This window comes from Pseudomonas sp. SG-MS2 (genome assembly GCF_009933855.1).
Taxonomy (GTDB): Bacteria; Pseudomonadota; Gammaproteobacteria; order Pseudomonadales; family Pseudomonadaceae; genus Aquipseudomonas; species Aquipseudomonas putida_E.
Genome location: NZ_MOMO01000233.1, coordinates 61,526 through 74,119 on the forward strand (window position 1 = coordinate 61,526; position 12,594 = coordinate 74,119).

A 12,594-nucleotide genomic window follows, 5' to 3' on the forward strand; every position below is an offset into this window, starting at 1 on the left:
GTTGCGCCTCCCTGACCGAAGGAGCGCAACATGCTACCGCTGGAACGTATCGAATTCGTCGACCACCAGATCATCGCCCTGCTGGCACAATTGCCAAGCCCCGACCGGCCGGGGCTCACCCGTCAGCAGCTACAAGGCGAACTGGCTGAATACTGGGCAGCCTGCGACCCCCAGGGCCGCTCGCGCAGGGTCCGCCTGTGCGATCTGCGCCGCGCCCTGATGCATGCCGAGTTGACCCTGCGCCAGGGCGACCGGACCTTGCCCACCCCCCAGGCCGATGCCCTGAGCCTGTGCCTGGACCTGCCCAACGCCTGGCAACGCCGGCCCCAAGCGATGGCCACACGTGCCCAGGTGTACCGCCTGGTCCTCAGCCGTAGCCAGCCCCACAGCCGAGCGGTGCTGCCAGGCATGTTCGTGGTCATCACCGGTAACGACGAGGCTGCCGAGCTCACCCCGGAGCAGGCCCGCGGGCCGGCGTTGCTGTGCGGCCTGACCCAAGGCATCGAAGCCTACGCCTCGCTGGCCGGCTTGCACCTTGAGCTGTGCGAGCGCCTCGACGACCCGCTGCAGGGCCCGCCACTGCTGCGCCTGCTGGTCGATGCCGAACGTATAGAGAACGCCGCCAAGGCCGACCGCCTGCGCTACGAATGGTATGCCGATGACCCGGTGCAAGCCCAAGTCGACACCCTGATCGAAGCGCAGCGCCTGCGTGTCAACCACGCCTGGGCAAGCGCCCATGGCGCCCTGGCACCCGCCGCCGAGGCGCTGCACAATGCCCTGTCACTGGAAGCCGAAGTCGGCAAACAAGCGTTGCTCGACACGCGCTACGGCCTGCTGCTGGAAAAAAACCTGCCCAACTGGTTGAGCACCGCAGGGCCCCAGGCGCTTACGCACATCATGCAGACCATGCAAAAACTAGTCGCCGCCGGCAATCGCATCGCCGCGCCGGGCATCCTCACCCTGGCGCAGTTCCGCGAGCAGCGCAGCTTGCAGGGCTGGGCCCGCGCGCGCGTAGAGGAACGCTTGCGCCACGATCATGGCCTGCGCTACGCCGCCGCCGACATCATGGTTCATGTTGTGCACAGCCGTCAGGCAGGTCCGCAGTTGAACCCCTTCAACCCTTCGAGCTACGTAACCTGGCGAGGTTTGGAGCACGTCGGCGGGCAGTTGGTCGAGCTGACCAGGGAGAGCTATCCGTTGGACGAACTGGCACTGCGCAACCTGAACTGGTTCGACTACGACTATTGGCTCACCGCCCGCGTAACACACCGTCACGACAAGCCGCTACCCGAAGCGCTGAACCCGGCCTACATCAAAGCGATGATCAGGCACCTGAATGTCGGCGGCAGCTATGAGGCCTACCTGAAGACCCAATTGATCGACTCCCCGGTCGCGGGCTGGAGGCTCAATGCCCATGCCCTGATCAACCGAGCCCGCATGCGCGCCGAGGCAGCCAAGGCGCGTTATGCCGGGCACCTTAGCGCCTTGGGTGAACAAGGCTACCGTTGGGTACGGCAGGTACTGGACTACCCGCACAACGCGCTGCGCCCAGCGGTGGACAACCAGCGCATCACCGTGCGGCAATTGACGATCCATGGCCATACCCTGCAAGGCGTTCTGCTGATCAATGCCGAAGGCTCCGGCACAGGCGCTTTCATCCTGTACACACCGGACGCACCCGACCGCCGCGCCTGGCGCGGGCTGAGCAATGCCCGCGAACTGATGCGGTTGCTGCGCAAACAACCCGCCCTGCGCACCTACGTGGCGAGCCGCCTGCCCCTGCTGGCACCTGTACGCATCGATAAACTACTCAGCAAGGGCCGGCTCGGCCCCGCACTGCGCACCCCGGCAATTGAGGAAGAGCTGTTCTTCGCCTACTACATGGCAGCGGTGCGCGGCTGGTTGGCAGTGGTCGATGCCCAGAGCCGCACCACCGGGGAGGCAGATCTTCAGCAGGGCATCGATCTGGTATGGCGCCTGCTCGACCTGATCAGCCTGGGGCTGCCTGCCCCTGTACAGGTTCCCCTGGCCCTGGGACGCATGGTGATCGAAACCTGGGATGGCCTGAAAGCCTTCAGCGAGGATGATATCAACGGCGTGCTGACCCATACGTACAACGCCCTGAGCTATGCCAACGACGCTGGTACCAGCGCGGTCAGCACCGGCCTGATGCGCCGCATGATGCGGGGCATGCCGACGCAACCACCGCTGCCACTGCCCGCGCGCTACAGCATCACGCCTGCGCTCGAGCACCTGCGCTACAGCATTGACGGTGTGCACGGTGAAGGCGTCTTTGAAAAAGCATCAGCATTCGAAGGGTTGACCCAGTATTTCATCCAGGACGCCCACGGCCGGTATTACAAGGTCTCATTCGACGGCCACCGTTGGCGGGTCATCGACCCGACCCAACCCGACGCTTACCTGCAGCAGCCGGTCAAACGCCTGGCCAATGGCAATTGGGTCATCGACTCACCGGTGCTGTGGTACGACGGCTTGCCCGATCTGCCGCAATTGCTGGCTAGCTGCCGCCTGCAACCACCGTTGGCAGGTGAGGCGGTGGGCACGCTGGCAGGGCTGTGTCGGGCAGACGACCAGCTTTATCTGCAAACCCCTGCCGGGCAACTGCCAGTGCGTGCGCACCTGCTCGCCGGGCGCTACCACCTGTTGATTCCGCACGCCCGGGAAGCCGGCGTGGTGCCGTGGGCGATCCTGCGCTGGCAAGACCGGCAGTGGCGCATCCGCGTGCGCCAGGCAGGGCGCAGCAGCGATTGGCTGGCGCTGCCGGATGACTACTCACCGAGCCGTGGCAACAACCGGTCGAGCCGCTGATGCAAGGCACTGCTGCTCGGCCAGTTGCGCAGCAGCCGCGCCCGATCACGGGCGTAGGCCGGGGCAAAGCTGAGCCCGGTGGCGTGCTGGCACATGGCGTCGAGGTCGATCAATGACCATTGGCCGTCGTGCCAGAACAGGTTGTGGCCCTTGAAGTCGCCGTGGCTGATACGCTCGCGGATCAGTTGCTGCATCAGCTCCACCAAGGCATCGACTTGCTCTTCAGGCACCTCGCCGCTTTCCACATAAGGCGCGAAGCACGCGGTCAGGTCCGGGCCATCGACATGTTCAGTGACCAGGTACGCCCGGCTGCGCAGGCCCATGACGCGCTGCTCCAGCACCGCCAACGGGCGCGGCGTGGCGAAGCCCAGGAACTCCAGGCGGTGGCCTTCAATCCAGGAGTGCCAGGCCCGGCTCGGGCGCCAGAACCGCTTGAGCCAGTGCGCGGTGTTCTTGATGTTGTAGCGCTTGAGTACCAGTGAGCGCCCACCCACCTCGACACGCGCCACGCTGGCCGCCCCGCCTGTCTTGTACAGGTGGCCCTGGTCGATCAAGGTATCGGCCTGTTCCAGTACCGGCAGCATGGCCAGGACTTCGCCGCGGCGAATCGCCCGCAAGCCCGAAAGGCTGCGCTCGACGCTGAACAGCGTGCATTCGCGCCCGGCCTTCTCCAGGTAATCCCTGAGGCGCCAGGTGCGCACCTTGTCCACCTGTTTCTGCAACGCTTCCATCGGCAACGCGTGCTCGGCATTGGCCAGCAGGTAATGCACCAGCAGCTCTTCGATGAATGGCTCCAGGCGCTTGGGCAACTGAGCGAAGAACACCCCGAGGTTTTCCAGCACACGCGGGCGCGACAGTTGCTGGCCCGGCGTTTCGGCCTTGATGCCGGCGCCATCGATCAGGTACAGCTTGCCGCCGTGGCGCAACAGGTTGTCCAGGTGCAAATCTTCCTGCCATAGGCCCTTGGCATGCATCTGCGCCACCGCGGTCAGGGCTTCGCCCAGCACCAGGTGCTGTTCGTCGGCCAGCACCTGCAGGTTCGCCACCTTGTCCCAGGCATCGGCCAGGCTTTCGGCGCCGTCGAGGAACTCGAACAGCAGCCAGCCACCCTCACCTTCCTTGAGCCCGTCGGCAAGCAGCCTTGGCGTGGTCAGGCCCTGTTCGGCCAGCAACTTCACACCCTCCAGCTCACGCTGAAAATGGCGCGCAGCATTGCCGCCTACCAGCAACTTGGCCAACACCGGCGTACCGCGCCATACACCGGCACCGACATAGCGCTGGCCCGGCAATACGCGCAGCAGGCTGAGCAGCTGCAGTTCGGCGTTGCCAGCGGCGTCGGCCAAGCTGACCGAGAGCGGCAGTGAAGGGCTGCGCCCGGCATCTTTCAATTCAGACAAACGCATCAGCGGGCCTCTTTTTCACGACGGCGTTGCGTCAGGCGTTGCAACCAGGTGCCAACCAGCACGCTGTCGGCCGGCTGGGCAAGATAGGTGGCAAGCAGCGCGCGCACGTTCACCTCGTTCCAGGCGCGGGCACGGCGCAGCAGCGGCTCCAGATCCTTCAGGCGGTCACGCATGCCGAACAACAGCGGCCGGGTCTTCTCCAGGTCGATCAATTGCGCGTCCCAGCCTTCGCGGCGTTGGCGCAGGAAGATATGCTTGGGGTAGAAGCAGCCGTGCACCTGGCCGGCGCTGTGCAGCGTGCGCGCCAGCTGGCCACAGGCCTGGAGGATGCCGTTGCGCTCAGGGTCACTGAGCTGCGGCCACTGGCCCAGCAGGCTTTCCAGGTCGCTCCAGTCATCCAGGGCACGTGTCAGCAGTATCGCCCGGTGCTGGCCTGCATGCTTGCGCTCACCGTAGAACACCGCCTGCAGGGCCGGGATATGCAGCTTCTGGTAACGGCTGATGTTGCGGAACTCACGGGCGAAGGTCGGCTCGCCAAAAGGGCGATGCAAGGTGCGGGTCAGGTAGTCGCTCTGGCGCTTGAGGTAATACCCTTTGCCCTCGAGCTCCAGGCGATAGACGCTGCTCCAGCCGCCACGGCCAGTGTTGGGTTCGTCCACGGCATCGAGCTGCAGTGCCCACAGCGCCTCGAAGTCATTCAGGCCATGGCGTTTGAGCAGCGCGAGGTCCGCGCTGGCCAGGTAATCGGTCATTCCCTTCCCTCGAAGAAGCTCAGTACCTGACGGACCCGGCGCTTGTCGCGCGCATTCAGGCGCTGGCGCCCGCGGTACTGCAAATAGAAGCGCAGGCGCTGGGTCGCCGTCAGGTGGTATTTGGCGACCTTGTCCAGGCATGCCAGGTCCTTGATCAGCCGGTGGCGCCACATGAAGCCGCGCCAGAAGTCACCGGTCGGGCAGTCGATGAAGAATAGCGTGCCCTGGTCATCGACCAACAGGTTGCGCCACTTGAGGTCGTTGTGGGCGAAACGGTGTTCGTGCATGACCCGGGTATGGCGCGCCAGCTGTCGGCTGATGTGGTCGACCCAGGCACGATCAGCCAGGCGCGGATCATTGCGCTCAGCCAGCACCGACAGGTCTTCGGTGCGCGGTAGCTCGCGGGTGATCATCGCGCCGCGGCCAAATGCCAGGCCATTGCGCTCCAGGCCCCAGGCCACAACTTCAGCGGTCGGGATGTCCCATTTGGCGAACTGCTTGAGGTTCTGCCATTCGGCCTTGATGCGCGGCCGGCCCAGGTAACGGCGCATGTGCTTGCCGGCACCGGTGTACCGCTTGACGTAATAGTTGACCCCGCCACGCTCGACGCGGACCACCTCGCTGAGCGGGTCACGGGTCAGGCGTTCACCCTGCAGGGCAAACACCGCATCAAGGCTGCCGAAGTCCGCCGCCAGGTGTTCGTAGCCTGGCGCCAGTGTCCAGCCCGCCATCAGAGTGCGTCCCCATAGCGTTGCTTGCGATCGTAGAGTTTCTGCGCCTTGCGGTCGAGCCAGGCCAGCAGCGCGGCCTCCTCGCTGAGGATCTGACGCAGCGGGCGCTGGAAGTAACCGCGCAGGAAACGCAGCTTGTCGCGCCGGGTCAGGCCGATATCCAGCGCCGAGAAGTACAGCGCGGCCAGGTCCTTGTCCCGCCAGCGGCTGCTGATTGTCGCCCTGGTCTGGGCGCGGTGCAGGTCGATTACCGACAATTTGAAGTCTTGCGCCGTCACCGGGCGGTCGGTGTGCAGCAGAAAGTGGCAGATGTAGCAGTCACGGTGGTTGACCCCGGCGCGGTGCATGCCGCCGGTCATCTTCGCCACTTCGGCGATCAGCGCGCGCTTGAGCGCCGGCTCAGGCGGTTGCTTGACCCAGTCGATGCTGAAGTCTTCCAGGCTGATGGTCGGCGCCAGTTCTTCGGTGACGATGAACGAGTGCTGCGTGGCCGGGTTGCTGCCACGCTCGCCATAGGCCACTGCAGTCATGGTCGGCACGCCGACTTCATGCAGGCGCTCGATGGCCCGCCATTCCTGCCCGGCACCCAGCACCGGAAGCTTGGCGGTGAGCAGGTTCTTGAAGATTTCGCCCCAGCCGATGCCACGGTGGATCTTGACGAAGAAACCTTCGCCATCGACCTCGGTGCGCAGCGTGCGGCGGCCTTCCAGCTCTCGGTACACCTCGCCTTGCAGGGCTTCCACGGCATCGAAGGCATCACGCCCGGCCCACAGGCGCTTGAACGGTTCGGCCAGGATCAGCTTCATGCGCTCTCCTGCCCCAGAATCACGTCGGCAGCGTGCTGCGGCATGCTGTAAAGGTCGGCGGTTTCGGCAAAGGCCAGCCCGTTGCGCGACCACTCGGCACGCGCCTCTGGCGCTTCGAGCATGCGCTGCAGGTAGCCGTTGAGCTGTTCCTGCTCGAACGGCTCGTCCAGCACCAGGCCGCTGTCGGCCTCGGCAATGTAATGGGCGTAGCCGCAAACTTTGGAAACCAGCACCGGCAAGCCAGCCACCAGCGCCTCGAGCAACACCGTACCGGTGTTCTCGTTGTAGGCCGGGTGGATCAGCAGGTCGGCACCCAACAGGAAGCGCGGGATATCACTGCGGCCCTTGAGGAACTGCACCTGTTCGCCCAGGCCCAAGGCTGCGCTCTGCAGCTGGAACACCTTGGGGTCGTCCTGGCCGATGACCATCAGCCGGGTGCGCTTGCGCAGAGACGCTGGCAGCGCGGCCAGGGCCTTGAGGCTGCGGTCGAGGCCCTTGGTCTTGAAGCCCGAGCCGATCTGTACCAGCAGCAGGTCGTCATCGCCCAGGTTGAACTCCTTGCGAAACTCCGCGCGGATCTCGGCGGCATTGGCCGGTGCGCGGCGGTCCTGGGAAATGCCGGGCGGCAACAGGTGAAAGCGCTCGACAGGGGTGCCGTAATGCTTGATGAACAGCGGTTGCTGCACCTCTGAAATCATCAATATCTCAGTGCGCGCATCCTTGGCGAACACAGCCCGCTCGTACTCGGCAAAGTGCCGGTAGCGGCCCCAGCGGCGGTAAAGGCCGCCACGCAAGGTCTGGGCCTTGTCCTCGAAACAGGCGTCGGCCGCGTAATACACGTCCAGGCCCGGCATCTTGTTGAAGCCGATCAACCGGTCTACCGGGCGCTTGGCCAGATCGGCTTCCATCCAGGCAGTGAGTTTTTCGTTGCGACGGTGATTGAACAGCGCCTTGACCGGCGCCACCAGCACTTCGAAACCGGGCGGAATGTCGCCTTCCCAGATCAGCGTGTAGACACGGATCTGGTGGCCCCGCTTCTGGCATTCCAGGGCAATGCGCATGAAATCGCGCTGCAGCCCGCCGAAGGGGAAATATTTGTAAAGCACGAAAGCCAGTTGCATCAACGGACATCCTCAGCCAGCAGCAACGCGCTCAAGCGGCTCGCCACATGCTCTGGATTCAGGCGAGTGAAGCACAATGGCCACTCGCGTTTGAGATCGAACCGGCGCAGGTCGTCGGCGCTCGGTTTGTAGGTGCACTTTTTCTGCAGGCACGGTGCACAGGGGAAATCGCTGGCCTGGTGCACCTGCACACGGCCATAGGCGCCAGTCAGGCCCGGGTTGGTCGGGCCGAACAGCGAAATGGTCGGCACATCCAGCGCTGCGGCCAAGTGGCCCAGCCCTGTGTCCACCGCCACACAGGCCTTTGCCGCCGCCAGCACGCGGGCGACGCCGGCAAGGTTCAATCTGGGGAGCACCTGGCAGTTGTTCAAGCCTTGGGCAATACGCTCGGCGCGGTCTTTCTCGGCCTGGTTGCCCCATGGCAGGCATACCTGCAGCCTGCTGCGGCCCAGCCGTTCAGCCAGCTCTCGCCAATAGGCCTCGGGCCAGTGCTTGGTCGCCCAGGTAGTGCCGTGCAGAAACACCACATACGGCGCCGCCGGGGGCAGTTGCAGGCGCTCCAGGTCCAGGCCGTAGTTGCCGATGCCTTCGGGCAGGTCATAGGCCAGCGCCATGGCGAACAGCTGGCGCACGCGCTCTACCGCATGCTGGCCGACGGCGACCGAAAGGCGCCGGTCATAGAAGCGGCTGGCCAAGCCTTCACGCGCCGAGTAACGGTCCAGGCCGGCCACCGGCGCCTTGACGTAGCGGGTCAGCCAGGCCGACTTGACCAACCCCTGGGCATCGATCACCAGGTCGTACTTGCGCTCGCGCACGCGTTGCTTGAACGCCTTCCACTCGCCGCTCTTGATGGTCTGCCAGACATTCTTGCGCCAGCGCCGAATGGCCACCGGTATCACCTGGTCGACCGCCGGGTGCCAGCTGGGGATCTCGGCGAAGCCTTCTTCCACCACCCAGTCGAAGCGGATGCCCGGGATCGCATGGGCGGCATCGGTGAGCGCCGGCAGGGTGTGGATCACATCACCCAGCGACGAGGTCTTGATGATCAGTACCCGCACTTACTCGACCTCGGCCACGGTATCGATCAGGTTCGGCCCACCCAGGCTGTGCAGGGCGGCGATGACTTTGCCAGGCTCCAGCAGACGCAGGCAGTTGTAGTGGCCGAAGCGGCAGGTGCGGTCGAAGCATGGGCTGCACTCGATGCCGGTGCGCACGATTTCCACCTGCTCGGCCAACGGCGGGGTAAAGCCCGGCGAAGTCGAACCATAGACGGCAACCAGCGGGCGATTCAACGCCGCCGCCACGTGCATCAGCCCGGAGTCGTTGGACACCACCGCGTTGGCACAGGACATGAGGTCGATCGCCTCGGCCAGCGAGGTTTCGCCCGCCAGGTTATAAGATTCTTCACGCAAACCCGGGATCAGCCGGTCGCGGATCTGCTCGCCGACCGGGTGATCGTTCTTCGAGCCGAACAGCCACACCTGCCAGCCCTGGCGAATCATGGCGTCGGCAACGCTGGCGTAGTGCTCTGCCGGCCAGCGCTTGGCTTCACCGAACTCGGCACCTGGGCACAGCGCAAGCACCGGGCGGTCCAGCTCCAGGCCGAACTTGGCCAGCGCGGCCTCACGGCTCGGCGCCTGGATCTGCAGCTCAGGCCGCGGATAAGGCTGCGGCAGCTCGGCACCCGGCGCATAGGCCAGTGCCATGAAGCGCTCGATCATCAGCGGGTAACGCGCCTTGTCCAGCTTGCGCACATCGTTGAGCAGGCCGAAGCGCATTTCGCCACGCCAGCCGGTGCGTTTGGGAATGCCGGCAAAGAACGGCACCAGCGCCGACTTCAGCGAGTTGGGCAGCAGGATCGCCTGGTCGTACTGGCCGGCCAGGGACTTGCCGATGCGCCGGCGCGTAGCCAGTTCCAGCGCGCCATGGCCGAGCGGGAAGCTCAAGGCCTGACGCACTTGGGGCATGCGCTCAAGGATCGGCCGGCTCCACTCGGGTGCCAGCACATCGATCACGCAGTCGGGATGCTGCTGTTTCAGGCACTGGAACAAGGTTTGCGCCATCACCATGTCGCCGACCCAGCTGGGGCCAATGATCAGTATTCTCATGCTTAGTCCAGAAAAACTCGGGGAGGCTGCAGGCTGCGGTACAGCCTGGCCTCCCCTCTTTATATTCAGGCTATGTGGCGGACAGTGTAACACCGGTGGTGGAACATCGGCCTTTAGGCCCCTGTGGAGCGGCCTTGCGCCGCGAAAGGGCCGCAAAGCGGCCCCAACAATCTCATGCCAATCCCAATTCACCCCAGATCCGCCGCACCTCGCGACGCTCATCGGCAAACTGCGCCGCATCGATCACCCCGGCCTGCTTCTGCAGGGCCTGGCGGTGCGAGGCTGAGCGAAACGCCTTGTACACTTCACGCAACAACACCGCATCGCTGGCCGGCATCAAGCCCGCCTGCTCCAGCTCTTCCAGAATGCGAATGTTATCGGTCCAGCGCAGTATGGCCGGATGGTCGTGGGACCAGGCCAAAGCGGCGTATTGCACCATAAATTCGATATCGACGATACCGCCGGCATCCTGCTTGATATCGAACGCCACGCCTGCATCGAAGGCATTGGCCGCAGTGCCCGCGGCGGTGGCCTTGGTGCCGAGGTTGTCACGCATCTTGGCGCGCATTTCGCTGACCTCGCTGCGCAGCTTGTCCAGGTCACGGGCCTGGCCCAGAACCTTGGCGCGCACACCCTCGAACGCTGCCGCCACCTGCTTGCAGCCCACCAGCACGCGGGCGCGCACCAGGGCCTGATGCTCCCAGGTCCAGGCTTCGTTCTGCTGGTAGCGCTCGAACGCGCCCAGCGAGCTGACCAGCAGCCCCGCCGCGCCCGAAGGCCGCAAACGCATGTCGACGTCATACAGCTGGCCGGAGTTGGTTTGCGTGGTCAGCAAATGGATGATGCGCTGGCCCAGGCGCGTGAAGAACTGCGCGCTGTCGATCGGCTTGGCGCCATCGGTTTCCGCCTGCGGGTCGCCGTCGTGGATGAACACCAGGTCCAGGTCCGAGCCGTGGCCCAGCTCCAGGCCGCCCACCTTGCCGTAGCCGAGGATGATGAAGCCCGGGTCGCACAGGCTGCCGTCGCTGCGCTTGGGCTGGCCGTGGCGCGCCACGGTCTGGCGCCAGGCCAGGGCCAGCACCTGGTCGAGAATGGCTTCGGCCAGCCAGGTCAGGTAGTCGCTGACTTTCATCAACGGCAGGTTGCCGCTGATCTCGGAGGCTGCCACGCGCAAGCTGTGGGCCAGCTTGAAGTGGCGCAAGGCCTCCATCTGTTGTTCAAGATCGTCCTCGGGGATGCGCGTCAGCCGTTCGCGCAGCTCGGCGGCCAGCTCCGGCGCCAGCGGCGGGCTGAACAGGCGGCCTTCATTGAGCAACTCATCGAGCAGCAATGGGTAACGGGCGATCTGCTCGGCGATCCACGGGCTGGCGGCACACAGGGTCAGCAGGCGGCGCAAGGCCCCTGGGTTTTCAGTCAGCAGCACCAGGTAGGCCGACCGCCGCGCCACAGCTTCGACCAGCGGCAGTACACGTTCCAGCACCAGGTCCGGGTTGTCATGCTCAACCGCCTGGGCCAGCAGACGCGGGATGAAGGCATCCAGGCGCTCACGGCCGATGCGCTGCATAGAACGCAACTGTGGGCTGGCACGCAGCCCCGCAAGCCTGCGCAAGGCTTCGGCGGGCTGCTTGAAACCGGCCTCTTCCAGCTGACGGCCGGCGGCCTCCTCATCCTGCGCCTGCTCCCACAAGGGCGACCACTCACCGCCAACCACCAGGTCACCCTCGCCTTCTTCTTCATCCGGGTCGGCGATGACCTGGCGGAAGTGCCAATCGACACGGCCGCGCCAGTGCATCAACTGGTCGTGGAAGCTCTGCCAGCCGCTAAAGCCGAGCATATAGGCCACGCGCTCACGGTCGGTCTCGTCATCAGGCAGCATCTGTGTCTGGCGGTCGGCAATGGCCTGGATGGCATGCTCGGTATAGCGCAGGAACTCATAGCCTTCACGCAGCTCCGCCACCACCGCCGGCGGCAGGTAGCCTTGGCCCTCCAGGGTCGCCAGCACTTTCAGCAATGGCCGCTGCTGCAGGCTCAGGTCACGCCCGCCATGGATCAGCTGGAAGGCCTGGGCGATGAACTCCACTTCACGGATGCCACCGGCGCCAAGCTTGATGTTCTCGGACATGCCCTTGCGCCGCACCTCCTGCTGGATCAGCTGCTTCATGGTGCGCAGCGCTTCGATCGCCGAGAAATCCAGGTAACGCCGGTACACGAACGGGCGCAGCATCTCCTGCAGTTGCGCGCCTGCCGCCTGGTCGCCGGCCACCACCCGCGCCTTGATCATCGCGTAGCGTTCCCAGTCGCGGCCTTGGTCTTGGTAGTACTGCTCCAGGGCATTGAAGCTGAGCACCAGCGAACCGGCCGAGCCGTAGGGGCGCAGGCGCATGTCGACGCGGAACACGAAGCCATCGACGGTGACCGGGTCGAGCGCCTTGATCAGGCGCTGACCCAGGCGGGTGAAGAACTCCTGATTGTCCAGCGAGCGCTTGACCCCTTCGGTCTCACCGCCTTCAGGGAAGGCGAAGATCAGGTCGATATCCGATGACAGGTTGAGCTCGACCGCCCCCAGCTTGCCCATGCCCAGCACCACCATATGCTGCGGTTCACCGCTGCGGTTGCCGATCGGCGTACCGAACTGCTGGCAGTGGCGCGGATACAGCCATTGATAAGCTTCGTCGATCGCCGCGTCAGCAAGGTCGGACAGGTCGCGACAGGTCTCGCCCAGTTCGGCCTGGCGGGTGATATCACGCCAGATGATGCGCAACTGCTGGCGGTTGCGCTCGCGGCGCAGGTTGCGTGCCAGCTCTTCTTCACTCGACGCCGCCTGGGTCGCTGCCGCGATCTGCC

General features: G+C 65.0%; 9 protein-coding genes. 1 reads left to right on the top strand and 8 read right to left on the bottom strand.

What is annotated here, in order from left to right; translation table 11 throughout:
• The first annotated feature begins 30 nt into the window (after nucleotides 1-30).
• Nucleotides 31-2,829 (top strand): dermonecrotic toxin domain-containing protein, encoded by a 2,799-nt coding sequence (locus BLX42_RS20870; RefSeq protein WP_161872524.1) that lies wholly within the window; start codon nucleotides 31-33, stop codon nucleotides 2,827-2,829.
• Here the strand turns inward: BLX42_RS20870 and BLX42_RS20875 are convergent.
• The 8 genes from BLX42_RS20875 to glnE form a co-directional block, all read right to left on the bottom strand.
• Nucleotides 2,790-4,232 carry a lipopolysaccharide kinase InaA family protein gene (locus BLX42_RS20875; RefSeq protein ID WP_161872525.1) on the bottom strand — a complete coding sequence of 481 codons (1,443 nt, stop codon included), beginning with the start codon at nucleotides 4,230-4,232 and terminating at the stop codon, nucleotides 2,790-2,792. The genes BLX42_RS20870 and BLX42_RS20875 overlap by 40 nt on opposite strands.
• Complete coding sequence (locus tag BLX42_RS20880) at nucleotides 4,232-4,984, bottom strand: lipopolysaccharide kinase InaA family protein (RefSeq protein ID WP_119687892.1); 753 nt, start codon at nucleotides 4,982-4,984, stop codon at nucleotides 4,232-4,234. The genes BLX42_RS20875 and BLX42_RS20880 overlap by 1 nt, the downstream gene beginning before the upstream one ends.
• Nucleotides 4,981-5,715, bottom strand: a complete 735-nt coding sequence (locus tag BLX42_RS20885; RefSeq protein ID WP_046787532.1) for a lipopolysaccharide kinase InaA family protein — start codon at nucleotides 5,713-5,715, stop codon at nucleotides 4,981-4,983. The genes BLX42_RS20880 and BLX42_RS20885 overlap by 4 nt, the downstream gene beginning before the upstream one ends.
• The gene (gene rfaP / locus BLX42_RS20890; protein WP_161872526.1) at nucleotides 5,715-6,521 is read right to left on the bottom strand and encodes a lipopolysaccharide core heptose(I) kinase RfaP; all 807 of its coding nucleotides are present in this window, start codon (nucleotides 6,519-6,521) and stop codon (nucleotides 5,715-5,717) included. The genes BLX42_RS20885 and rfaP overlap by 1 nt, the downstream gene beginning before the upstream one ends.
• Complete coding sequence (locus BLX42_RS20895) at nucleotides 6,518-7,642, bottom strand: glycosyltransferase family 4 protein (protein ID WP_046787530.1); 1,125 nt, start codon at nucleotides 7,640-7,642, stop codon at nucleotides 6,518-6,520. Before BLX42_RS20895 ends, rfaP begins: the two co-directional genes overlap by 4 nt.
• Nucleotides 7,642-8,700: a lipopolysaccharide heptosyltransferase I gene (gene waaC, locus BLX42_RS20900; protein ID WP_046787529.1), complete on the bottom strand. Its 1,059-nt coding sequence runs from the start codon at nucleotides 8,698-8,700 to the stop codon at nucleotides 7,642-7,644. Before waaC ends, BLX42_RS20895 begins: the two co-directional genes overlap by 1 nt.
• Nucleotides 8,701-9,750 (bottom strand): lipopolysaccharide heptosyltransferase II, encoded by a 1,050-nt coding sequence (gene waaF / locus BLX42_RS20905; protein ID WP_046787528.1) that lies wholly within the window; start codon nucleotides 9,748-9,750, stop codon nucleotides 8,701-8,703.
• Nucleotides 9,751-9,922: 172 nt separating this feature from the next.
• On the bottom strand, nucleotides 9,923-12,594 hold a 2,672-nt coding region (gene glnE, locus BLX42_RS20910; protein WP_161872527.1), incomplete at its 5' end, for a bifunctional [glutamate--ammonia ligase]-adenylyl-L-tyrosine phosphorylase/[glutamate--ammonia-ligase] adenylyltransferase.